The organism is Plantactinospora sp. CNZ321 (genome assembly GCF_004217235.1).
This window is the reverse complement of sequence record NZ_SHKQ01000001.1, coordinates 4,733,047-4,758,003: the sequence shown is the minus strand read 5'-3', so window position 1 is coordinate 4,758,003 and position 24,957 is coordinate 4,733,047. Positions and strand designations below refer to the sequence as shown.

12 protein-coding genes are annotated in these 24,957 nt (G+C 72.6%); 5 read left to right on the top strand and 7 right to left on the bottom strand.

The genetic code is table 11. The features are described 5' to 3' along the window. Positions 1-263: 263 nt before the first annotated feature. Positions 264-1,688 carry an AMP-binding protein gene (locus tag EV371_RS20660; RefSeq protein ID WP_130463508.1) on the bottom strand — a complete coding sequence of 475 codons (1,425 nt, stop codon included), beginning with the start codon at positions 1,686-1,688 and terminating at the stop codon, positions 264-266. Between the two features lie 417 nt (positions 1,689-2,105). Here EV371_RS20660 and EV371_RS20655 point away from each other — a divergent pair, with 417 nt between their 5' ends. From EV371_RS20655 to EV371_RS20645, 3 genes are read left to right on the top strand one after another with little or no spacing between them, the layout of a single operon-like run. Next, positions 2,106-7,970, top strand: a complete 5,865-nt coding sequence (locus EV371_RS20655) for a non-ribosomal peptide synthetase/MFS transporter (protein ID WP_130466086.1) — start codon at positions 2,106-2,108, stop codon at positions 7,968-7,970. After that, entirely contained in the window at positions 7,963-8,199 is a 237-nt protein-coding gene (locus EV371_RS20650) for a phosphopantetheine-binding protein (protein ID WP_130463507.1), read from the top strand. Before EV371_RS20655 ends, EV371_RS20650 begins: the two co-directional genes overlap by 8 nt. Continuing rightward, entirely contained in the window at positions 8,196-11,786 is a 3,591-nt protein-coding gene (locus EV371_RS20645) for a non-ribosomal peptide synthetase (protein WP_130463506.1), read from the top strand. Before EV371_RS20650 ends, EV371_RS20645 begins: the two co-directional genes overlap by 4 nt. A 53-nt stretch (positions 11,787-11,839) precedes the next feature. Here EV371_RS20645 and EV371_RS20640 read toward each other — a convergent pair whose 3' ends face one another. The 4 genes from EV371_RS20640 to EV371_RS20625 are packed head-to-tail and all read right to left on the bottom strand — an operon-like array spanning position 11,840 to position 18,456. Then, on the bottom strand, positions 11,840-12,427 hold the full coding sequence (locus EV371_RS20640; protein ID WP_130463505.1) for a phosphopantetheine-binding protein: 588 nt from the start codon (positions 12,425-12,427) through the stop codon (positions 11,840-11,842). Then, positions 12,408-14,330 (bottom strand): AMP-binding protein, encoded by a 1,923-nt coding sequence (locus EV371_RS20635; protein WP_130463504.1) that lies wholly within the window; start codon positions 14,328-14,330, stop codon positions 12,408-12,410. Before EV371_RS20635 ends, EV371_RS20640 begins: the two co-directional genes overlap by 20 nt. Further along, entirely contained in the window at positions 14,327-17,641 is a 3,315-nt protein-coding gene (locus tag EV371_RS20630) for a non-ribosomal peptide synthetase (RefSeq protein WP_130463503.1), read from the bottom strand. The genes EV371_RS20635 and EV371_RS20630 overlap by 4 nt, the downstream gene beginning before the upstream one ends. Further along, the gene (locus EV371_RS20625) at positions 17,638-18,456 is read right to left on the bottom strand and encodes a hypothetical protein (RefSeq protein WP_130463502.1); all 819 of its coding nucleotides are present in this window, start codon (positions 18,454-18,456) and stop codon (positions 17,638-17,640) included. The genes EV371_RS20630 and EV371_RS20625 overlap by 4 nt, the downstream gene beginning before the upstream one ends. A 343-nt stretch (positions 18,457-18,799) precedes the next feature. Between EV371_RS20625 and EV371_RS20620 the strand changes: the two genes are divergently transcribed. Next, positions 18,800-20,239 carry a condensation domain-containing protein gene (locus tag EV371_RS20620; RefSeq protein WP_130463501.1) on the top strand — a complete coding sequence of 480 codons (1,440 nt, stop codon included), beginning with the start codon at positions 18,800-18,802 and terminating at the stop codon, positions 20,237-20,239. 28 nt (positions 20,240-20,267) lie between these two features. On the opposite strand, the gene EV371_RS20615 is transcribed toward EV371_RS20620, so the two are convergent. After that, positions 20,268-21,029, bottom strand: a complete 762-nt coding sequence (locus tag EV371_RS20615) for a PIG-L deacetylase family protein (RefSeq protein WP_130463500.1) — start codon at positions 21,027-21,029, stop codon at positions 20,268-20,270. A gap of 484 nt (positions 21,030-21,513) precedes the next feature. Here EV371_RS20615 and EV371_RS20610 point away from each other — a divergent pair, with 484 nt between their 5' ends. After that, complete coding sequence (locus tag EV371_RS20610) at positions 21,514-23,043, top strand: non-reducing end alpha-L-arabinofuranosidase family hydrolase (RefSeq protein WP_130466085.1); 1,530 nt, start codon at positions 21,514-21,516, stop codon at positions 23,041-23,043. A 177-nt stretch (positions 23,044-23,220) separates the two neighbouring features. Here EV371_RS20610 and EV371_RS20605 read toward each other — a convergent pair whose 3' ends face one another. Next, entirely contained in the window at positions 23,221-24,471 is a 1,251-nt protein-coding gene (locus tag EV371_RS20605; protein WP_130466084.1) for a cellulose binding domain-containing protein, read from the bottom strand. Between the last annotated feature and the right edge of the window lie 486 nt (positions 24,472-24,957).

Below are 24,957 nucleotides of genomic sequence, written 5' to 3'. Positions count from 1 at the left end.
GCACCGGTCATCTTGACGTTGAGTGACCGAGAATTTTCGGAAATAAGGCCGGTCGCCGAGTGTTCCGATATCGGCCGGAGGGTGTCTGTCGCGCGCTGGTTGGGCAAGGTCAAGGCCGGGCCCTCCCCCTGGTGAAATGCCACCACAACCAGCCGGAAGGGGTGGCCTCAGGACCATCGGCGTCAGATTAGATCAGCTAAGATCGATCAGCAAGCCTTCCGGAAAATGTCCGCAACGACCAGCGGCTTTTTCGGGACCGACGGTCACTCGACCAGCGACCGGTAGTCGATTTTTCCGTTCGGACGGCGCGGCAGCCGGTCGACCGCCGTGGCCAGCACCCCGAGCCGGTGCAGCCCGAGCCGCCCGGTCACCGTGCCGACCACCGCCGCCAACCGCTCCCGGTCGGCCTTCTCGCAGAAGACCTGGATCCGGTCCCCGGCCGGTACGGCGGCGGCGGGGACGATCCCCGCGACCAGGTGTTCCACGGCGTCGAGGTTCACCCGGACCCCGAAGGCCTTGCCGATCCGGCCCAGCCGGCCGGAGAGCCACAGGTAGCCGTCGTCGTCGAGCCGGCCGGTGTCCCCGGTGCGCAGCGTGCCGCACAGGTCGTCGCCCCGGCCGAGATCCGCTGCGGTCTCGGCGTAGCCCAGCATCACGCCCGGCCCGTGCACCAGCACCTCACCGCTGCCCGGGTCGCCCGGCCCGGCCGGATCGGGCTCGATCGACAGCCGGGTACCCGGCAGCGGCGGGCCGACCGAACCGAGCTTGGCCGGCAACCGCTCCGGTGGCAGTACGCAGATCCGGGGCCCGGCCTCGGTCTGGCCGTACATCATGTACAGCCGGCCACCGTGTGCGGCCATCGCGGTGGAGAAGCTGGTGGCCAGCTCGTTGGAAAGCCGGCCACCGGCGGTGGTGAGCACCCGGACGCTCGGGCTGCGCTCCGGGCTCCACGGCTTGCGGGCCAGCAGTTCGTAGGTGTGCGGCACGCCGGCCAGCGAGGTGACGCCGTACCGGTCGACGTCCCGCCAGAAGCCCTGGTCGAGTACGCCCCGCCGGTCCAGCACCACCGTCGCGCCGGCGAGCAGGTGGCTGTGCAGCACGCTGAGCCCGTAGGAGTAGCACAGCGGCAGGGTGGTGACGGCGACGTCGTCCGGGCCGATCCCGAGGGCGGTGCGGATCGCCCGGGTGTTGGCCAGCACGCCGGCGGTCGACAGCCGGACCAGCCGGGGCTGACCGGTCGATCCCGACGTGCCGAGCAGCAGGCCGAGCCGGTCGTGCGCCGGGACCTCCGGTCCGGCCCGCCGGACCCAGGTCGGCCCGAGCCCGGCCGGCTCCACCGACCGGTAGCCCGGTGGCGGGTCGGCGCCGGCCGGCCCGGGAACGCCGGGTGCCGCCAGCGCCTCCAGATTGAGTACGGCGGCCGGGCCGAACCGGTCGACCAGGTCCCGTACCGGACCGGTTCCGATGCCCGCCCCCCAGACGACGACCGGCCGATGGGCCCGCAACGCGCCCAGATAGCGCAGCACCGGGCGGAGTTCGGGCGGCAGCGGACAGACCACGACGCCCGGCGGAACCGGTTCGAGGGCCCGGACGACGGCGTCGAGCGCGGTATCGAGCCGGGCTCCGGAGCACGTCTCACCGGTGACCGCGTCGATCAGCCGCGCTCCCGGTGCCGGCAGCGGGATCATCGACCGAAAAGTACCCGGTACTTCCGGATGCGGCCAGACCCCGCCGGCCCGTCGATCGGGAACTCTCCGGCACCGGGACCGGTCGCTTCGCCACCGGTGGGGCGGCCGGCGGCTGCGGCGTACCCGGCCGGCCGCCGCGGCGTACCCGACCCGGCCGACCTCGGCCGGAGCTGCGGTCGAGGGCATCCAGCGCCGATTGCCCATGTTCGACATTGAAGCCGGCTGCTATGTTGTGGTCGACGCTGATCATCCTCACCGGCTTCCGGAACATCTTCGGAACTTGGGTTCCGACGTGCCCGCCGGGCTGGCCGGTCAGCAGCCGAACGGGGAGTCGCCTTGTCCACACTGGACCGCGACCGCACCACGCCGGAGAGTCGGGCCGAGCGCATCGCCCGGCTCTCCGAGGCCAAGCGGGCGATGCTGGCCCGCCGGCTCGGCACCGTCGACACCGGCCCGGCATGCACCGTGCCGCGCCGGCCCGACACGGCCGACCCGGAGCTCTCCTGGGCCCAGGAACGGCTGTGGTTCATGGAGCAGTTCGCCCCCGGCACCGCCGCCTACGTGGTCCCGGTCGTGCTGCGGCTGCGCGGCCCGGTGGATCCGTCGGCGGTACGCCGCGCCCTCGACCACTGCGTCATCCGACACGACAGCCTGCGTACCGGCTTCACCGCCGGCCCGGACGGCACCGCCGGCACCTACGTCGTGGACCCCGTGCCGGTGCCACTGGCCGAGGTGGCCGTCGACGGGAACGAACCCGTCGAGCCGGAGCCGGCCGGCGGCTCCGCCGAGGTCGACGCCGACCGGCCCGGGCCGCGCGTCGGCGGCTCCGGACCGTCCCGGGTGGAGGAGGCCACCCGGCGGCTGATCACCGCCGAGCTGGCTCGGCCGTTCGACCTGGCGGCGCCGCCACTGCTGCGGGCCACGCTGTTCCGGCTCGGTGCCGACGACCACGTCCTGCTGCTCGCCATCCACCACATCGTCTGCGACGGCTGGTCCGCCGACGTACTGGTCGGGGAGGTCGGCGAGCAGTTGGCGGCCGAGGCGGGCGGGCTCCCGCCGGTCCTGCCCGAACTCCCGATCCGGTACGCGGACTACGCGGCGTGGCAGCGCGGCCGGGCCGACTCGGGCGGCTACTCCGCCGACCTGGACTACTGGCAGCCCCGGCTGGCCGGACTGCCGCCGCTGGAGCTGCCGACCGACCGGCCCCGCCCGGACCGCCAGACGTACGTCGGCGCGACCCAGACCTGCACGGTCGAGCCCGAGCTGGCCGAGCGGCTGGTGGCGCTGGGGCGCCGGCACAACGCCACGCCCTACATGACGCTGCTCGCCGCGTTCCAGGTGCTGCTCGCCCGGCATTCCGGGCAGCGGGACTTCGCGGTGGGCTCGCCGGTGGCCGGCCGCACACTGCCCGAACTCGACCCGATGGTCGGGATGTTCCTGAACATGTTGACCATGCGCACCGAACTGGCCGGCGACCCCACCTTCGCCGAGCTGCTCGACCGGACCAGGGACGCCACGCTTGACGCGTACGCCCATCAGGAGCTGCCGTTCGAGCGGTTGGTCAGCCGGCTCAAGCTGGTCCGCGACGTACGCCGGCCGCCGCTGTTCCAGGTGCTCTTCGCCCTGCAGAGTTACGGTGGCCGGGGCGCCCGCACCGAGCCGGCGCGACCGGCTCCGGACCGGCTCGCCGGGCCCCGGATCGAGGCCTTCGACTTCGCCCACCCGGCCACCCGCTTCGACCTGGAGCTGTACGTCGCCCCGGACGCCGCCCGGGGTGGGCTGCACTGCACCTTCGTCTACCATCGCGACCTGTTCGACCCGCAGACCTGCGCCCGGCTGATCGAAGGCTGGCAGCGGCTGCTCCGGGACGTGGTCGAGGCGCCGGACCGGCGGCTGTCCGAACTGGACCCGTTGACCCCGGGCGAGCGGGACGCGCTGCGGCGCTGGAACGACACCGCCGTGCCGGTCACCGGCCCGGCCACCCTGGTGGAACTGGTCGAGGCCCGGGTCCGGGCCACCCCGCACGCCGTCGCGGTGCGCTTCGAGGACCGGTGGTGCGACTACGCGGAGCTGAACGCCCGGGCCAACCAGGTGGCGCATCGGCTCCGGGCCGCCGGGGTGGGCCGCGACGACGTGGTGGCGGTCTGCGCCGAGCGTTCCGTCGAACTGGTGGTGGCGCTGCTCGGCGTCCTCAAGGCCGGCGCCGGCTATCTGCCGCTGGACCCGGACTATCCCGCCAGGCGACTGTCGTACATGCTCGCCGACAGCGGCGCCCGGGTGCTGCTGCGGCAGCGGGGAGCGGACCCACTCCGACCCGGGACGGTGGCAGCCGGGCCGACCGGGGCGGCGCCGCCCGACGGACCCGCCCCGGCGGCCGGCCGGCCCGGACCGCCGGACGGGGTTCCGCCGGTGCCGGCCGCCGACCCGGCGGTCCACACGCTGCTGCTGGACGACCCCGGGACCTGGGCCGACCAGCCCCGCCAGGATCCGCCGCCGCTCGCCGGAGCGGGCGACCTGGCGTACGTCATCTACACCTCCGGGTCGACCGGCCGGCCCAAGGGCGTGCTCGTCACGCACCGGGCGGTGGTGAACCGGCTGGACTGGATGCAGCGGGCGTACCGGCTCGGCGCCGACGACGTGGTGCTGCAGAAGACGCCGGCCGGCTTCGACGTCTCGGTCTGGGAGTTCTTCTGGCCGCTGGCCACCGGGGCCCGGCTGGTGCTGGCCCGACCGGGCGGGCAGCGGGACGCCGGGTACCTGCGCGACCTGATCGTCGCCGAGTCGGTGACCACCGTCCACTTCGTGCCGTCGATGCTCTCGGTGTTCCTCACCGAGGACGTCAGCGGCTGCCGGTCGCTGCGCCGGGTGATCTGTAGCGGGGAGGCGCTGGGCCCGGGACTGGCCGCCGAGGCGGTCCGGGCGCTGCCCGGGGCAGGGCTGCACAACCTGTACGGACCCACCGAGGCGGCGATCGACGTCAGCTCCTGGCACTGCCGCCCGGAGACGCTCGACGGCCGGTCCCCGGTGCCGATCGGCCACCCGATCCAGAACATCCAGCTACACGTCCTGGACCGGCACCTCAACCTGGTGCCGGTCGGCGTGCCCGGTGAGCTGTACATCGCCGGGGTCGGACTGGCCCGGGGCTACCTCGGCCGGCCGGGCCTGACCGCCGACCGGTTCCGGCCGAACCCGTACGGGCCGCCGGGGGACCGGATGTACGCCACCGGTGACCTGGTGCGGCGGCGCGCCGACGGTGCGATCGAGTTCCTCGGCCGGATCGACAACCAGGTGAAACTGCGCGGGTTGCGGATCGAGCTGGGCGAGATCGAGGTGGCGCTGCGCGACCAGCCCGGGGTGGCGGAGGCGGTGGTCGTCGCCCGGGAGGACGTGCCGGGGGACCAGCGGTTGGTCGCCTACCTGGTGCCCGCCGCCACCGACGGTGCGGGGCCGGGCGACGGTGCGGGGCCGGGCGACGGTGCGCGGCCGCAACCGGCGCGGCTGCGCACGGCGCTGCGGGAGTCCCTGCCCGACTACATGGTCCCGTCGGCGTTCGTCGTCCTCGACGCGCTGCCGGTGAGCCCGAACGGCAAACTGGACCGGGCCGCGCTGCCGGCCCCGCAACAGGACCGCGCCGTGGACACCGACTTCGTCGCGCCCCGGACGGCCACCGAGGAGGCGGTCGCCGCGGTCTGGCGCACCGTGCTCGGGCTGCCCAGGGTCGGCGTACTTGACGACTTCTTCGAGCTGGGCGGGCACTCGCTACTCGGAATCCAGGTGGTCACCCGACTGCGCGCGGTGGTGCCGGCCGGTGGCGCACCGGTCAGCGTGCTGGACCTGTTCACCCACCCCACCGTCGCCGGGCTGGCGGAACTGCTGGACACCCCGGCGGACCGGCGCGGTCCCCGTCGACTGTTGCACGAACTGACCCCCACCGTCCCGGCCGGACAGCGGGTCCGCACTCTCGTCTGCGTCCCGTACGGCGGCGGCAGCGCGGTGGTGTACCAGCCGCTGGCCGACGCGCTGCCGGCAGGTCACTCGCTCTACTCGGTCTCGGTGCCCGGCCACGACCTCGGGCTGACCGAGGACTCGCTGCCGCTCGCCGAGGTCGCCCGGCGGTGCGTCGCCGAGATCCGGGAGCGGATACCGGGCCCGCTGGTGCTCTACGGTCACTGCGGACTCGGCAGCGCGCTGGTCGTGGAGATCGCCCGCCAGCTGGACGCGGCCGGGCGGGACCTGGAGGCCGTCTACATCGGCGCGGTGTTCCCGTTCGCGAAGCCGACCGGCAGGGTGCTCGGCCGGCTCGGCCCGCTACTCCGGCAGGACCGCCTGGCCAGCTACCGGCACCAGGTGAACTGGTTGAAGTCGATGGGGGTGGACGTCGACGAGTTGGGTCCGGAGCAGGCCAGGCGGATCGTGCGGAACATGCGGCACGACTTCCGGGCGGCAGAGGAGTACTTCACCGGTCTGCTCGACCGGGGCGTACCCCGGCTCCGCGCGCCGGTCATCTCGGTGGTCGGCGACCGCGACCCGAGCACCGACTACGCCCAGGAGCGCTACCGGGAGTGGGATTTCCTCGGCGCCGACACCGCGCTGGTGGTGATCGACGAGGCCGGGCACTACTTCCTGAAGTACCGGGCGGACGAGCTGGCGGAGATCGTCACCGGCACACACACCGCGCTCGCCGCCGGCCCGGCCGGGGCCCGGTCGCTGACCGCCTCGGCCCGAGGTTCGGCCCCGGGCTGGTGGCTGGACCGCTACCGGGAACACGACGGCGGGGCGGAACCGACGACACCCTCCGGCACCGACGTCGGGACCGGCGACCGAGGTACCGACCCCCGGACCGGCGGCGGGCCTGCCGGGGTCGGACGTGCCGGGGTCGGGCGCGGCGCAGCGGTACGCGCCGCACCCCCGCCCAGCATGGGTCGGTTCCTCGCGGTCGTCGTCGGGCAGCTGGCCTCGATGACCGGCTCGGCGCTGACCGAGTTCGCGGTGCCGATCTGGATCTACATGGAGACCGGATCGCTGGCCAGGTTCGCGATCTTTTTTGTGGTGGGCCTGGTACCCGGCATGCTGGTCGCGCCACTGGCCGGCGCCATCGTCGACCGGTACGACCGGCGCCGGGTGATGCTCGGCGGCGACATCGCGGCCGGGAGCGTCCAACTGCTGTTCGGGCTCCTGCTCTGGACCGACAGCCTGCACGTCTGGCAGATCTATCCGCTGCTCGCCGCGCTCTCCTGCGCGTTGACCTTCCAACGGCTCGCCTTCACCTCGGCGGTGCCGCAGCTGGTGCCCAAGCGCTACCTCGGGCACGCCAACGGGTTCGCCCAGACGGCGGCCGGGATCGCCCAGTTCGTCGTGCCGCTGGTCGCGGTGGGGCTGATGGCGAGCATCGGGCTCGGCGGGATCCTCGCGATCGACGTGCTCAGCTACACGGTGGTGATCGGTATGCTGCTGGTGCTCCGGTTCCCGGCCACCATGGCGTACCAGCGGCGCGAGTCGTTGCTGGCCGAGATCAAGGGCGGACTGGCGTACACCCTCAACCACCGTGGGATCCGCGCGATGCTGCTCTTCTTCGCCGGGCTCAACATCTTCCTCGGTCCGCTGATCCTGCTCGTCTCACCGCTCGTCCTCTCCTTCGCCGGGCTGTCGCAGGTCGGTCAGGTGGCGTTCGGCGGCGCTCTCGGGGTGGTACTCGGCGGGCTGGCCATGACGATCTGGGGCGGGCCGGCCCGGCGCCGGATGCGCGGCATGCTGGTCGGTACCGCCGTGCTGGCGCTCTGTGCCCTGGTCGTCGGCGTGCGGCCGGCCATCGCGCCGGTCGCGGCCGGTGTGTTCGGGATGATGTTCATGCTGACCCTGGTCAACGCGATCTACGCGACCATCGTGCAGGTGACCGTGCCGCAGCGGTTCCACGGCCGGGTTTTCGCGCTGAACACGATCGTGGCCTGGTCGACCCTGCCGTTCGGCTTCGCGGTGATCGTCCCGTTCGGCCCGCGCCTCTTCGACCCGATGCTGGCCCCCGGCGGCGCGCTCGCCGGCACGGTGGGCCAGCTGATCGGGGTCGGACCCGGCCGGGGCATCGGCCTGATGTACCTGCTCTGCGGGCTCGCCATGGCGGCGCTCGCCCTGACCTGCCTGCGGGTGGGCATCCTGGCCCGATTCGACACGGCGGTACCGCAGGCGCCCCCGGACGACCTGTTCGGGGTGCGGGCCCGCGAGGAGCGGCAGCGGGCGCTGACCGTCGGACAGAGCATGAACGGGGGTAGGGGTACCGGTGACTGACGGCGTGACTCAAGAAGAGGTGCTCAAAATCGTCCGGGAGGTGCTCGACGTCGACCCGGTGCGTCCCGAGGACGACCTGTTCGACCTCGGGTTCACCTCGTTGGCGATCGTGAAGACCGCGGCCCGGGTCAGCGAGCGTCTCGACGCCGACCTGCCGCTGTCGGCGTACTTCGACGCGGCCACCGTCGCCGACCTGGTGGCCGCCGTGGCCGCCGCGCGTCCACGATGACCGGCGCGGCGGCGGGGGAGTGGGCCGGCGACGACCCGGCCGCGGGGACGGCCACCCGGGGACCGCTCACCCTGGGGCAGCGACGCCTGTGGTTCCTGACCCGGCTTCATCCGGGATCCAGCGAGTACCACATGCCGCAGGTGACCCGGCTGCGCGGGCCGCTGGACGTGGCCGCGCTGGCCGACGCCCTGCACGACGTCGTGCGCCGGCACGGCATCCTGCGTACCCGGTTCCCGGTCGCCGCCGACGGGGAGCCGGTACAGGAGGTGCTCGACGGCTGGCGGCCTCCGGTCGAGCTGCTCGACCTGGAGGGTGCCACCGGTGCCGCGCCGGCTCGCGCCGAAGGTCCCGACCTGGACGGACCCGCTGCCGTCGACGGTGCGGTGCCGGCCGGGGCCGACGGGACCGACGGGGCCGACCTCGGCGAGCCGGCGCGGCTGGCGGACGTCTCGGCGCTGGTGGCCGGCCGGGTCAACGCGCCGTTCGAGATCACCGAGGCTCCGCCGATCCGGGCCAGCGTGCTGCGACTCGGGCCGGACGACCATGTTCTCTGCATCGTGCTGCACCACCTGCTCGCCGACGACTGGTCGCTGGGCGTGCTGTTCCGGGAGCTGTCGGCCGGCTACGCCGCCCGGCTGGCCGGCGTCCCCGCCGACCTGCCCCCACTGCCGATGCAGTACCTCGACCATGCGCGCGCCGATCGGCGGCGGCTCGCGGCGGGCCGGGAGGAGAGCTGGCGGTACTGGATCGGCGAGTTGGCCGGTGCCGAACCGCTGGACCTGGTCACCGACGTGCCCCGACCGCCGGCCATGACGACGGCCGGAGCCTTCGCCGGCCACCGGCTGCCGCCGGGGCTGGCCGAGGACGTGCGCGGACTCTGCCGGGTCGGCCGGACGACGCCGTTCATGACCCTGCTCGCCGCGTACCTCGCGCTGCTCGGGCTCTACACCGGTCAGTCGCAGATCCGGGTCGGCTCGCCGGTCAGCAGCCGGGACCGGGCGGAACTCGAACCGCTGATCGGGTTCTTCCTGACCACCGTGGTACTGCGCGGCGACCTCACCGCCGACCCGACCTTCCGGGAGCTGCTCTCCCGGGTCAAGGCGACGGCAGTCGGCGCCTACGGCCACCTCGACGCGCCGTTCGAGGAGCTGATCTCGCACCTGGCGCTCCGTCGGGAGCCGGACCGCAATCCGCTCTTCGACACCATGTTCATGGTGCACGGCACCCAGGCCGACGAACTGCGGCTCGCCGGCCTGGTCGCCGGACCGTTCGACCCGGGGCATCAGCAGGCCAAGTTCGACCTCGTGGTTGAGGTACACACCGGCGACGACGGCTGGCGGCTCCAGGCCAACTACCGCCCGGAGCTGTTCGAGCCGGCCACCATCACACTGCTGCTACGCCGCTTCGAGGGGCTGCTGCGATGCGCGGCACAGACCCCCGACGCGCCACTGTCCACGCTCTACGACCGGCTGGCCGCTGCCGAGCCGGACCCGTCGGCGAACCCTGCCGGACCGGCATCCGACGCCCCCGCGCCCGACGACCCCGCACACATCGACTCCGGACCCGGCGCCCCCGCACACATCGACTCCGGACCCGGCGCCCCCGCACACATCGACTCCGGACCTGGCGAGCCCGCACCTGGCGAACCCGCCCGCGTCGAGCCGCCCTCGGCCGGCCTGGTGGAGTTACTCACCGCCGCCGCGACGGCGTACCCGGAGACGGCCGCGGTCAGCGGCGTCGACGGTGCGCTGAGCTACGCCGAGCTGCACCGCCGCGCCGATCGGCTGGCCCGGTTGCTGCGTCGGCGCGGCGCCCGGCGGGACCATCTCGTCGCGGTCTGCCTGGACCCGGGCCCGGATCTCGTCGTCGCCCTGCTCGCCGTGCTCACCGCCGGGGCGGCGTACCTCCCGCTGGATCCGGGACATCCACGCCGTCGGCTGGCGTATCTGCTCGCCGATGGCGGGGCCGAACTGCTGGTCACCACGAGCCGGCTCCGGGACCGCCTCGATCCCGCCGGGTGCGAGGTAGTCGATCTGGACCTCGTCGATCTGGACCTCGTCGATCTGGACCTCGTCGGCCCGGACCGGCTGGGTCGGGCCGAGGAGCCGTCGACACGGCCGTCCGGAGCGGAGCCGTCCACTGTCGGACGGCCCGGTGGTGAACCCGGCACGCGGCGGCCCGATACCGCGTCGGACCCGTTGGCGTACGCGATCCACACATCCGGGTCGACCGGACAGCCGAAGGCGGTGGGGGTGCCGCTGACGGCGCTCGCCGCCCGGGTGCGGTGGATGGTCGAGGCGTACCGGATCGGCCCGGGCGACCGGGTGCTGCAGTTCTCCTCGGCCAGCTTCGACACCTTCGGCGAGGAGACGTACCCGGCCCTGGTCGGCGGTGCCACGCTGGTCGTGCCGCCGTCCCGGGCCGAACTGCCCGACTTCCTGGCCACCCCGGCCGGGCAGGAGCTGACCGTACTCGACCTGCCGACGTCGTACTGGCACGAACTCGTCGCGGACCTGGCCGGGATCGCCTGGCCGGCTCGGTTGCGGCTGTTGATCCTCGGCGGCGAGCAGGTCCGGCCCGACGCGCTCGGCCGCTGGTTCGAGGCGTTCGGTGACCGGGTCGAGGTGTTCAACACGTACGGGCCGACCGAGGCGACGATCATCGCGACGGCACACCGGTTGACTCCGGCCGACGCCACCGGCCGGCCGCCGATCGGGCGCCCGCTTCCCGGCACCACCGCACACGTACACCGGCCCGGCGGCGGCCCGGTGCCGGTCGGCGTGCCCGGGGAGTTGCTGCTCGGCGGTGCCGGGCTGGCCAGGGGATACCTCGGGCGCCCGGAGCTGACCGCGCAACGTTTCGTCGAGTACGACGGCGGGCGCCGGTACCGGACCGGTGACCGGGTGCGGTGGCGGCCAGACGGTGTACTGGAGTTTCTCGGCCGCCTCGACGACCAGCTCAAGGTGCGGGGTCACCGGGTGGAGCCGGGCGAGGTGGAGGCCGCGATCGTCGCCCACCCGGACGTCCGGCACGCGGTCGTCACGGCCGACGGCGACGCGCGACTCGTCGCCCACCTGGTCCCCGAGCCGGGCGCCACGGCACCGTCGCCGGCCCAGCTGCGGGCACACCTGTCCGAACTGCTTCCACCACACCTGCACCCGGACGCGTACGGGGTGCTGGCCGCCCTGCCGCTGACCCCGAACGGAAAGGTCGACCGGAGAGCCCTGCCCGCGCCGACCTCGGTGGCCCCGGCCCCCGGCGGTACACCGGTCGCGCCCCGGACCGATGCCGAGCGTCTCGTCGGGCAGGTCTGGACCGAGGTGCTCGGCGTCGAACGGGTCGGCGTCCACGACGACTTCTTCGAACTGGGCGGCCACTCCCTGCTGGCCACCCGGATGGCGGCGCGGCTGCGGGGCGTCGCCGGAGTCACCGTACCGTTGCACACGATCTTCCGACGCAGCACCGTCGCCGAGTTGGCGGAGGCGGTCGAGGATCTGCTGATCGCCGAGATCGAGCAGCTCGACGAGGAGGAGGTGGCGAACCTGTTGGCCATCGACGGCGTGACGACGCGGTCGCCGGACGGCTGACCGCCGCCAGGGAGACGCCCGGCCGGGGGAGCGAGGCCGGTCGGGGCGTCGGCCTACCGGCGCTGGTCGATCGCCTCGGCGACCGCCCGTAGCGACGGCATCGACAGCAGTTCGTCGAAGGAGAGTGCGACGTCGAACCGCTCGTTGGTCGAGTCCAGCAGCAGCGTGGCGGTCATCGAGTCGCCGCCGAGATCGAGGAAGTTGTCGTCCGCAGCGACCCGGCGGCGGCCGAGGATCTCCCGCCAGATGTCCGCGAGTGCCACCTCGGTCGGGGTCTGCGGCGGGCTGAAGGTACCCGCCCCGGGGTCGTCGGCCGCCCGGTGCGCGATCCGGTCGGGCAGTACCCGGTTCTCGGCGTCCCGGGGAAGCTCCGGCAGTACCAGGACGAGGTCCGGGAGCTGCTCGACCGGCACCGATTCCCAGATGTCGTCACGGATGTCCACCGCCGCGCAGTACAGACGTGCGGTGACCGCGACGATCCGCCGCGCTCCGGCCCGGACGACGGCGAACTCGGCGACGTCCGGGTGCCCGTCGAGCAGCGACTCGATGGCCTCGGACTCGGCGGCGTTGGCCTCGGACTCGGCGGCGTTGGCCTCGGGCTCGGCGGCGTTGGCCTCGGACTCAGTGGGCAGGGTGCTCATCGGATTCCTCTCCTGGGGTGCCTGCCTGGTCCTCGGCCGCCCGCTCCTCGGTCACGTACCGGGCCAGCTCCGCGACGGTGGCCAGTTCGAAGATCGTGACGGCGTCCAGCTCGACGCCGAGCCGTACCCGCAGCTGCGCGGCGACATCGACCGCGAGCAGCGAGTCGCCGCCGATCTCGAAGAAGTTGTCGTGTACGCCAACCGAACCGACGTCGAGCAGCTCCGCCCAGGTCTGTGCCACCCGCTCCTCGACCTCGGTCCGGGGCGCCGTGAACGCGGCCGGACCGGTGCCGTCGAGCAGCTCCGGCAGGTGCCGTTTCGACACCTTCCCAGCCGCGTTCCGGGGGATTTCCTCGACGAGTCGGATGATCGCCGGCAACTCCCGGCGGCTCAACTGCCGGGCCGCGTACTGACGGATCTCCCGGGCGGTGGCCTCGGCCCGAAGTACGACGAAGGCCGCGATCACCTCGCCGAGCACCGCATGGTCGACGGGGAAGACGGCGGCCTCGATCACCGCCTCGTGCCGGCCGAGCACCTCCTCGACCCGGTAGGTCGACACGTTGAACCCGCCCACGTTCACCACGTCGTCGGTCCGGCCGGCGAGGAAGAGGTATCCCTCGGCGTCCAGGTACCCGAGATCTCCGGTCCGGGTCCAGCCGTCCTGGAAGCCGGCCGCACCGGCCGTGGGGTCGCCGGCGCTGGCCGTACCGGGCTGGGGGTCGCCGGCTGCGGTCGTACCGCCGTCGGGCGGGGTGGAGCTGTGGTCGGCGTCGAGGAACCGGCGGGACGGGGCGACCGTGGACCGCAGCCAGACCACGCCCACAGCGTCGGCGCCCAGCGGGCTGCCGTCCTCGGCGGTGATCCGTACCTGGTTCGCACCGACGGGCCGGCCGACGGAGTCCGGTCGGTCGGGATCGAACTGGGTCGCCACCCGGGCCGGAAACGCCTCGGTCGAGCTGTAGAAGTTGTAGAAGGTGGCATTCGGGAAGATCGCCGGAAGGTCCGGCATGATGCCGACCGGCAGGGCCGCGCCGGAGAAGTGCACGCCGCGCACCGACGGCAGCGCCGGTGCCTGGTCCGTCCCGGCCCGGACCAGCCAGTGCCCCATCGCCGGCACCAGGAAGACCGAGGCGATCTGCCACCGTTCGGTCAGCCGCCGGAAGTCCGGGACGGTGAATTCGGGCATGATCACCAGTGTCTGCTGGCCACCGATGCTGTTGACCAGGTGGATCTGCCCGGCGACCGACCCGAGTGGCAGGGCGTGCAGGCCGGGCTGGTTGGCCCGGACACCGCTGGGCCAGGTGGGTTGGGCCCGGACCACGTTCGCGTGGGTCGCGACGACGCCCCGGGGCAGCGCGGTGGTGCCGGAGGTGAAGACCACATCGGCGGTGTCCAGCGGGGTGGCCTCGATCGGTACCGCCGAGTCGTCCCGCCCGGCGGTCAGCTCGGCGGTGTCGGCGGTCCAGCAGCCGGCACTTCCGACCGGGCCGGCGGTGCCGGGTGCGGCGACGATCCCGGCGACCCGGTGCCGGGCCACCAGCCGCCGGATGTCCGCGTCGGTGAAGCGCTCGCCGAGCAGCAGCGCGGCAGCCCCGACCTTCAGCGTGCCGAAGTACGCCACCACGAACTCCGGCCAGGCTCGACCGGCGAAGACCAGGGCCAGCCGGTCGCCCCGAAGGACACCACGGTCCCGCAGCCCGCGGGCGAACGCGTTCGACCGCGCCTCGAGTTCGGCGAAGGTCAGCACCGGTCGGCCGTCGACCACGATCGCCGGCCGATCGGGTACCAGCCGCGCGCTGCGACGAAGCAGATCGGGTACCACCCGGGGCGCGCCCGAGTTGCCGTACCGGGCGGCCCCGGTACGCGGCTGCGCCGACATCGCGGCTCCCTCCAGTCTGGTCATCCGGCCAGCTCACCCGGCCTGCTGTGGGCGTCGTCCGGGCAACCCCGACGGCCGCCGCGGACGACCTCGGCCAGCTGGTACGGCGTCGGCGCGTCGAAGACGTCCTGGAGTGTCACCTCGTGGCCGGTCCGGTCGGCGATCCGGCTGGCCAGGACCGCCGCGAGCAGGGACTGGCCGCCGCTGGCGAAGAAGTTGCTCCGCTCGTCGACGTCCCGGTGGCCGAGCAGTTCCGCCCACAGGTCGACCAGCGATCGCAGCAGGGAATCTCCACCAGCCACCCGGTGCGGTCCGTCCTGACCGCCAGCGGGGTCGGGGGTCGGGGCGTGCCCGGCGCTCCTCGCCGTCGCGGCGGCGGGCGCCGGGCCGGGCGCGCCGGGTCGGGCGACCGACGGCACGGCCTCCGACAGGGCGTGGTGGTCGACCTTGCCACTCGGGTTCCGGGGCAGCACGTCGAGCCGGACCAGGTCGGCCGGGACCAGATAGTGCGGCAGTACCGCCGCTGCGTGCCGGGCCAGCCCGGTCAGGAACCCGTCGTCGGTGGACGGATCGACCGGCTGTACGTAGCCGACCAGCCGACCGTCGCCCTGCGGGTCGCCGCGCACCACCACGGCCGCCGCCGCGACCGACGGGTGCCGCTCCAGCGTCGACTCGATCTCACCCAGCTCGATCCGTCGGCCGCGCAGCTTGATCTGCCGGTCGGCCCGGCCGAGCAACTCGATCGTGCCGTCCGGTCGCCAGGTGCCGAGGTCGCCGGTCCGGTAGCGGCGGGCCGCCCCGGGTCCGTGGCCGAAGCGTTCGGCGGTCAGCGCCGGCTGGCCCAGGTAACCCCGGGCCACCCCGGCGCCGCCGATCCAGAGTTCACCGACCACCCCGGGTGGGAGTTCCCGTCCCGCGTCGTCGAGCACGTGCAGGGTGGTGTTCCAGATCGGACCGCCGATCCCGACCGGGTCCGGCACGCCGGGATGGATCTCCGCCACCGTCGACCAGATCGTCGTCTCGGTCGGGCCGTAGACGTTGAACAGCCGGCAGCCCGAGCGCAGCAGCCGGTGGGCCAGCGCGGCGGTCAGCGGCTCGCCGCCGCACAGCACCCGGCGCCCGGCCAACTCGTCGGTCAGCGCCGCGGCCACCAGCCGCCAGATGGTCGGCGTGCTCTGGAGCACACCGACGTCGTACCGGGTGACCAGGTCGAGCAGCAGGTCCGGGCGTACCTGCGCCGAGTCCGGGGCCACCACCGCGGCACCGCCGTAGCCGAGCGCGAGAAGGATCTCCAGGGCGGAGATGTCGAAGCCGAACGAGGTCAACCAGAGCACCCGGTCCCGGTCGGAGACGGCGAGGCGGTCGGCGAAGAATCCGACGAGGTTGGCCAGGCTGCCGTGGGTGATCTCCACGCCCTTGGGCGTCCCGGTCGAGCCGGAGGTGAAGATGACGTAGGCCAGGTCGTCGTCCCGGACGGTGTCGAGCCCGGCCGGCAGCGCCGGGTCGGCCGACCCGGTCCCCGGGGCGAGCTGGTCGAGCCGGAGCACGTGTCGGTCCGCCGCCCACGCCGGTGGGGGACCGGCGGTGGTGAGTACCGCCCGGACGTCCGCCGCATCGAGCCGTGCCCGCAGCCGGGCGGCCGGCTGGGCCGGGTCCACCGGCAGGTGGCCGGCGCGTAGCGACCAGGTGGCGAGGACGGCTGCGGCCAGGTCGCCGCCGCGGGGCAGGGCGAGCCCGACGACCGCGCCGGGCCTGACCCCGGCGGCCGCGAGGTGTGCCCGGATGACGGCGGCCCGGTCGGCCAGCCAGGCCCGGTCCCGGGCCCGCCCCTCCGACTCCACCAGGACAACCTCCCGGGCACCGCTCCGGATTCGCTCGGCGACCAGGTGCGGCACCAGCCGGCTCACCGGGGCCGGTGAGCTGAGCACCCGGTCCAGGGCCGTCCGCTCGTCGGGATGCCACATCTCCAGGTCGGCGAGAGGGCGGTCCGGGTCGGACGCCGCAGCCCGGAGCAGCAGCTCGAACCGGCTCAGCAGTGCCCGTACGTAGTCCTCGTCGTGGATTTCGGTGCTGTAGACCGCCTCCAGGGCGATCCGCTCGGGCCAGCGGAGTACCACGAACTGCAGGTCGTACCGGCTCAGCCGGGAGTCGACGCTGACCCACGCGGAGTCCGGCAACGGGCCGGCGGGCACCACGGTCGAGGCGGGCAGAAAGTTGAACATGTGCCGGAACAGCGGCGCGCGCCAGTTCATCTCCAGGCCCAGCCCGCCGAGCAGGCTCTCGAAGGAGACGTCGGCGTGCGCCAGCCCCGCCACCAGCTCCGCGCGGACACTCGCGACGAGGTTCCGGAAGCTCTCCCGCCCTCGCACCGTGACCCGTAGCGGCAGCGTGTTGACGTGGTACCCGACCCGGCCGGCCGCCCCGCTGCCCCGGGTGTCGACCGGCACCGCCACCACCAGGTCCGGGCCGCCGCCGTGCCGGGCCAACAGCAACAGGTACGTGCCGAGCAGCACCATGTTGTCGGTGGCCCGGAGCCGACGGCGGAGCGAGTCCAACGCCGCCCGACCCTCGACGGAGAGCACCCGGTGGAGCCGGGCACCGGTGAAGCGGGGCTCCGGCGGTTCGATCCGGGCCCGACCCAGCGGAAAGGTCCTCGGGTCGATCCCGGCCAGCCGCTCGGTCCAGTACCGCAGGCTGGTCGCCCGGGGCGCGGGCTCCCGGTGGCCGGTGAGAGCCGGTGCGACGACCCCGTCGGCCGGGCGGCGAACGTTCCCCGCCGGTCGCCGGGGGTTCCCCGCCGGTCGCCCCTGCGCCGGGCCGGTGCCGGTCAGCTCCAGGTAGATCGTCGCGAGTTCCGGCAGCACGATGCCGGCGGACCGGCCGTCGAAGGCGATGTGGTGGACGACCAGGCACAGCACGGTGCCCGGGCCGTCCGAGAACTCCACCCGGGCCACCCGCAGCGGCGGCTCGGTGGTCAGCTCGAAGGGCTCTCCGGCCAGTTCGGCCAGGGTGTCGGCGAGACCGGCCCGAGTGGTCTGCCGACTCCGTACCGGTGGGGGCGGCAGGTCGGGGTCGAGCACCCGCCGGCCGGGGACGCCGTCGCGGGCCGGGAAGATGGTACGCAGCACAGGGTGGCGTCGGGTCAGCTCGTGCACCGCGGCGGTCAGCCCGGCCGGATCGATCGGGCTGGACGTGCTGATCGCGAACGGCAGGTTGTCCACCGCGACGGTGGGCGCCAGCCGTTGGAAGATCCAGAGCGCCTCCTCCTTGCGACTCAGCGCTGCCTCGTCGGCCTGGTCGGGGCCGGCCGGCCGCTGTCGGGTCGACCGGGTCATGACCGCCCGCCCAGCGGCTCGCCGACCAGCGCCCGTCCGGCCAGCTCGGCGGCGCGTACGTCGGCGAGCAGTCCCGGCTGCGAAACCTCCAGCCGGACCTCCCGGTCGGCGCCGGGGATCGGCGGTGGTTCGTGGCCGGCGGAGAGGACGACCAGCACCGGCCCCGGGGCCCCGGCGGGTGCCGCCGCCGACAGCAGCAGGTACCGCAGGTAGGTGTCGATCCGGGCGCAGAGCTGGTCGGCGATGGACGGTGGAACGCCCTGCCCGGCACAGGCCGGCCGGGCCAGTGCCGCGTACCGGTCGGAGAGCCGCGCGGCCAACCGGCTCAGGTCGGACTCGGTTCGTACGTCCCGTCGGGCGGCCTCCCGGGCGGACCGTACCTCGGCGGCGGGCAGCGCGGCGGCGAGACCGTCCAGTGCGGTTCCGAACTGGTCGTACAGCGTCTCCGGCGTCACCTCGGCCGGATCGAAGAGGACGACCGGCGGCGCGATCCCGTGGCGGTCGGCCAGCCGTCGGGCCAGGGCGCAGGCGAGCGCAGCGCCGGCGCAGTACCCGAGGATGCCGGCTGTCCCGCCGGATGCCGGCAGGTCCCGGTCCAGCCAGGCGTCGAGCCCACCGCCGGGAGAGTCGACCGACGCGGCGGCGACGGTTTTCCAGCCGGCCTCCTCGGTGCCCCAGACCGGGTACGGCTCGGGCAGCAGCCGTGCCAGATCGGTGAACCCGGCTCCGGTGCGGGCCTGCGCCGGGGTGAAGTCGACGGCGAGCAGACCGGGCCCGGCTCCGGGGCGCAGCAGTCGCCAGCCTTCGGATGACATACCTCCCCCTCCCGGAACCGGCGGCGTCACCCACCGCCCGGTCCCTTCCCCGCCGAGGCACCCGCTGGCCGATCACCCTAGTGCGATCATCCACGCCCGTCGAGGTCCCGGATATTTTTCGGTCCGTTCGGCCCTGGATGGTGGTCGATGAACCGCAGCTCAGCGCGAGAGTCGGGGTGCCGAACCGCCGGCCGATCCCGCCTGAGCACCGGTCGTCCGCCCAAGGGATTTCCGGATCAGTTCCGGATCGACCTTCGGCCCGATCGATCCTCCCTCGGATCGACTGACCGCGGGGGTTCCCGGCCTTGACAGAACCGAACGCCGGAGAGAAGGCTCTGCACCCATGCCGCCGACGGTCACCGCGCTGGCTCGCAGTCAGGAAACGCTCTGGGAGTTCGTCCGCTGTTTCGCGCCGGACGACCCGGGATGCCTCGGCTACAACGTCTTCCGCACCATGCCGCTGCCCGGTCCGGTGGAACTGGCGGTGTTCCGGGCCGCCGTGTCGGACGTGGCGCGACGGCACGACGCGCTGCGGATCGTCTTCGAGACGATCGCCGACGACCCGCTGATCCGGATCGAGGACGAGGTCGAGCCGATCGTGACCTTCGTCGACCTCTCCGCCGGGCCGCCGGGTCGGACCGCCGCCCGGCGGGGCAGCGTGCTCGGCTACGAGAGCGGCCGCGCCTTCGACCTCCGGCGCGGTCCGCTGTGGAGCGTGACGCTGGTCCGTTCGTCCCCGACCGACCACCTGGTCGCGGTTACCATGTTTCACTTGATCGCGGACGGTTGGTCGACCGGGGTCTTCCTGCGCGACCTGGCCGCCGCGCTGGCGGCCCGCACCGGTCGGGGTGGCCCGCTGCCCGAGCTGCCCCTCCGGTACGCCGACGCGACCGCCGCGCCGAGGTGGAGCGCCGCGCAGCAGCGGCGCCGGGCGGAGTTCTGGCAGCGGCAGCTCACGCCGCTGCCGGAGGCGTTGCCGTTTCCCGGGGTCGGTGCGGGGAAGGGCGGATGGTCGGCCGGCGCGGACGGTCAGGGCGCCGACGTCGACCGGTACGCCGGGTTGGACGTGGCCGCCGCGGCGAAGGTGACGATCGGACTCCCCGCCGAGCTGGCCCGTCGGCTGCACGGGTACGCCCGGCAGCACCGGATGACGCCGTTCGTGCTCTCCCTGGCGGCGTACCGGGTGCTGCTCGGCGCGATGACCGGCTGGCCCCGGCTGGTGCTCGGGACGGCCACCTCCGGCCGGGACGAGCCGGGGGCGACCGAACTGGTCGGCCAGTTCACCCACAACATCTACGTGGCGACCACCATCCCGCTGCGAACCACCCTGGCCGACGCCGTCGCCGAGGTCCGGGCCGGCACCTTCGCGGCGATGCGGCAGGTGGCGTCCTTCAAGGAGATCGCCCAGGCGGTCAATCCGGGCTTCCCGGGGTCGCGGCCGTGGCCGTTCCTGCTGCTGTACCACTCGTGGTTCCAGTCCGCTCCACCGGCCGGCGGTGCCCCCGGCGGCCGGGCCGAGGCCGGGGACGAGATCCGGGAACACCGGTCGCGGGGGAGACTTCCGGTCGGTGCGGCGATCGGGCCGGACCGGCGGGCGCTGTGGGCCAAGCGGGGCGAGCCGGGCATGACGGTCAGCGACGATCGGCGGAGCGCGGAGCTGAACTACAACCCGACGTGCTACGACCGGGACGCGGTGGTCCACGCGGTCCGCGGGTACCGCGTCGTGCTGGCGGAACTGCTGCGTGACCCGAACCAGCGGATCTCCGATCTGAAGATCTCCTGACCTGCGCGGCGGGGACGGTGGGCGGGTCTCAGTACAGGCCGAGGCGGAAGACCTCGAAGCCGGCCGCGTGCTTGACACCCAGACGGCTGCCGGTCTGTCGGGAGATGCCCTCCAGGAACTCCTCGGGGTCGAAGTCTCCGGTGCCGAGGCCCCGTAGGTAGGCGGCGTGCGCCTCCAGCGACCGGACGCCCAGGTCGAACGTCTCGGTGGTGTCGACCGCGTGCTTCGACAGCGGCGAGCCGGCGGCCCACACCTCCCGGACGCCGCTCCACTTCTCCAGCCCTTCGTCGAGCTGTTCCCGGAAGACCCAGCGGTTGGCCGCGTCACGTGCGGCGTCGAGCACGGCGCGGCCGGTGACGATGTGGTCGGACATGTTCAGCGCGTTGCCGTCCGCGTCCCAACTGTCCCGGAAGTTGTTGGTGATCACGATCTCCGGCCGGTACGCCCGGATCACCCGGCTGAGGTCACGGCGCAGCGCGACGCCGTACTCCAGGATGCCGTCGGGCAGCCCGAGGAAGTCGACCTGGGACACGCCGACGATCGCTGCGGAGGCGCGCTGCTCCTCCTCCCGGGCCGGTCCGGCCAGGGCCGGCTCCATCCCGTCGATGCCGGCCTCGCCACTGGTGAGCAGTACGTAGGTGATGTCCTTGCCCTGCCGCGTCCAGCGGGCAACGGCGGCGGCGGCGCCGAACTCCAGGTCGTCGGGGTGGGCGACGATGGCGAGTCCGCGCTGCCAGTCCTCGTCGACCGGCTGGAGGGGGTTGGAAACGGCGGGTGCGTCAGCAGTCATGGATCCATCTTCCCCGACCGTGGCAGCGGCGAGGGGCGGACCTCACGGCACCGGCACCGATAACAGAATTCTGCTGGTGGATTTTTCGGCGGCCGAGCCAATCCTTTTCCGGCGGAAAGTGTTATCGGCCACCGCCGTACGGGGTCGGGTTATCCGAAGTGGTCCTCGGTCGTCCGGATGCGCCTGACACGATTCACGCATCGACGTGCACCTCTTGAACGACTCGAAACAGTCTGGCAATATGCCGTACATCCGCCTGAGCGGCTCCTCCGTGTCTCACTTAATGTCCGTGGGGTGCGACAGCCGGTCATGTTAGCGGTAACACGGTTTGGCTCGGTAACACTGTTCGGTTTCCGCACCCCCGGACGGGGTCGCTGCCCCCGCGCTTTTGCCGCCGTCCGGGAATGCGAGGAACGCCACCACTCCCACACGTAGCGCACGCGCCTCGGGTGGTTCGGGAAAAGGGGAAAAGAGCATGGATGTCATGGCGCAGGCGCCACCACTGACACCGGCCCGGCAGGGTGCGGTCCGCGCCCTGCGGCGTCGCGGGCGGTTCGCGCTCGTCGTCACCGCGGTGGCCGCCCTCGTCGCTACCGCGGTCGTCGCCTTCGGTCCGGCACCGGCGTCGGCGGCCACGGTCGACACGAACGCGTGGTACGTGCTGATCAACCGCAACAGCGGCAAGGCGCTGGACGTGTACAACCTGGACACCAACGACGGTGCGCGGATCGTGCAGTGGGCGCGGAACAACGGCAACCAGCAGCAGTGGCAGTTCGTGGACTCGGGCGGCGGCTACTACCGGTTGCGGTCCCGGCTGTCCGGCAAGGTGCTGGACGTGTACAACTGGTCGACCGCCAACGGTGCCAACATCGTGCAGTGGACCGATCACAACGGGGCCAACCAGCAGTTCCGGTTGGCCGACTCCGACGGCGGCTACGTCCGGCTGGTCAACCGGAACAGCAACAAGGTGATGGAGGTGCAGGGCGCCTCGACCGCCGACGGCGGAAGCATCGTGCAGTACGACGACTGGAACGGCAGCAACCAGCAGTGGCAGCTCGTCCGGGTCGACGGCGGAAGCAACCCGACCACGCCGCCGCCGAACGGCGGCTGCTCCCTTCCGTCGTCGTACCGGTGGTCGTCGACGGGTGCGTTGGCGCAGCCGAGGTCGGGTTGGGTGTCGTTGAAGGACTTCACCTACGCGCCGTACAACGGGCAGCATCTGGTGTACGCGACGACGCACGATACCGGTACGACGTGGGGCTCGATGAACTTCGGTCTCTTCTCGGACTGGTCCCAGATGGGGTCGGCCAGCCAGAACGCGATGTCGTCGGCGACGGTTGCGCCGTCGTTGTTCTACTTCGCGCCGCGTAACATCTGGGTGCTGGCCTACCAGTGGGGTGGGACCGCCTTCTCCTACCGGACGTCGAGTAACCCGACGAACGCGAACGGGTGGTCTGCGCAGCAGACGCTGTTCACCGGGAGTATCTCCAACTCCAACACGGGTCCGATCGATCAGGCGCTGATCGGTGACAGCTCGAACATGTATCTCTTCTTTGCCGGGGACAACGGTCGGATCTACCGGGCGAGTATGCCGATCGGGAACTTCCCGGGCAGTTTCGGTTCGAACTACACGACGATCATGACTGACTCGACGAACAACCTGTTCGAGGGTGTGCAGGTGTACAAGTTGCAGGGTGAGAACCGGTACCTGATGCTCGTGGAGGCGATCGGTTCGCAGGGTCGGTACTTCCGGTCGTTCACCGCGACGAGTCTGGGTGGGTCGTGGACGCCGCAGGCGACGAGTGAGAGCAATCCGTTCGCTGGTAAGGCCAACAGTGGGGCGACCTGGACCAACGACATCAGTCACGGTGAGCTGATCCGGACCAACGCGGATCAGACGATGACGGTCGACGCCTGCAATCTGCAGTTGCTCTACCAGGGGCGTTCGCCCAGTTCGGGTGGCGACTACGGTCTGCTGCCGTACCGGCCGGGCCTGCTGACACTGCAGCGCTGATCGCGGGACCCAGGACCCGGCTCGGGTGTTCCGCAGGCTCGCTGGCAACGGCGTACGCGTCGGGTCGGGTCGGGTGCGCGTGAGGACGGGGCCCGTCATGGACGGGCCCCGTCTGCTGTCCACCGACCGGACCGGGGGATCCGTTCGACAGGTCCCCCGGTCGGGCAGTTTCGACGATCAGCCGAGAGCGCAGGCCGCACCGTTGAGGGTGAAGGCGGCCGGGCTGGCGGTGTTGCCGGTGTGGGTGGCCTGGAAGCCGATGCTGACCGATGCGTTGGGCGCGATGGCGGCGTTGTAGGAGACGTTCCTGGCCGTCACCTGCCCGGAGGCCGGCGAGTAACTCGCGTTCCAGCCCGAGGTGATGCTCTGGCCGCTCGGCAGGGTGAAGACCAGAGACCAGCCGTTGACCGCGGTCGTACCGGTGTTGGTGACGGTGATGCTCTCGGTCAGGCCCGTGTTCCAGGCGTTCACGGTGCTGCTGACCCGGCAGGCGCCGGGGGAGGGCGTCGGAGTGGTCGGTCCCGGCGTCGGTGTCGTCGGTCCGGGGGTCGGGGTTCCGGGCCCCGGCGTCGGCGTGCTCTGGAACTGCGTGAAGAAGGTCCACGTCTCCTGGGGCAGCCAGGCGGCGTTGGAGCCGGAGTCGCGCGGCGTGGGGGTGTGGCCGCCGTCGAAGGCGTACCAGGCGACCGGGTGCCCGGCCGAGCACCCCGAGTAGTGGAACTCGGTGTGCTGCCCGCTGCCCTGTGCCGGCTCGGGCGGGCTCGCCGGGGTGCAGCCGTTGTTCCTGACGAACCTGTCGCGCATCGATCGCCCGCCGGAGATGCTCAGCACGTTGTCGGTGAGCCCGTGCGCCTGAAGGTAGGCGATCGGCTGGTTCCCGCCGCTGCACCCGCTGATCACGCCACCCGAGTAGATCGCGACCGCGCGGAACACCTCGGCCCGGGCGCACGCCAGTGCGTAGCTCATCCCGCCGCCGTAGCTGAAGCCGAGGGAGAACAACTGCGCCGTGTCGACGCAGAGGGCGTTGCTGATCGTCTGGATCATGTTGTCGGTGAAGGTCACGTCCTCGCCGCCGGAGTTGGCCCAGCCGTTGTTGAGGCCCTCGGGGGCGACGAAGATCGTGCTGTTGTTCGCCAGCGGCAGAAGCCCGTAGTAGTCCTGGCTGACGACCGAGTTGGCGTTGCCGCCCAACCAGTGGAATCCGAACACCAGTCGGTAGGGGTGGTTGTTGTCGTAGTTGGCGGGGATCCGCAGGACGAAGCTACGGGTCTTCCCGCCGCTCTGGATGGCATGGGTGCCGTTCGACAGCGTCGGTGCCCGGCCGCACCCGGCGCTGGCCGCGAGGATGCCGACGCCGGTGTCCGACGCGGTTGTCCCCGCACCTCCCAGCGTGGCCGCACCCGACGGCAGCGCGGTCGCCACCAGCATCGTGACCGCTACGGCGGCTGCGGCGCCAGACAGCGACAGGAGCGTCGCGCGGCCCCGGCGAGCTGCTCTCTCAATCACCTTTCCTCCTCCAGGTTGCACTCGCGCCGGCCGCACCGGAACACCTCGACTGAACGTTCGGCAACCTGAACCGCGCGGCGCTCACACACCGCGTCCGACCTTGCGCTCCGACGGACCGTAAGGGGAGGTTGAAGAAGGTTCACTGATCGGGGTCGGCGCGGCCGACCCGGCGCGTGTCGATTGCTGTGGCCGTCCGGTCACGGACTCACCGGACGGCTTCCAGTCATGAGCCGGCGTGACCTGCCCGGCCCGTTGCTGCGAGACGGGGTCGGCATGCGCCGACCCCGTTACCCACCGTCGGTCCATCGACCGTTGTAAGTCAATATAAGGTGGGAAGTGACGGCCGTCAATGTAAATGTTGAGCATCGGACGCGGGGTCCTCCGGATCATGGCCTCGGCTGCTGGCTC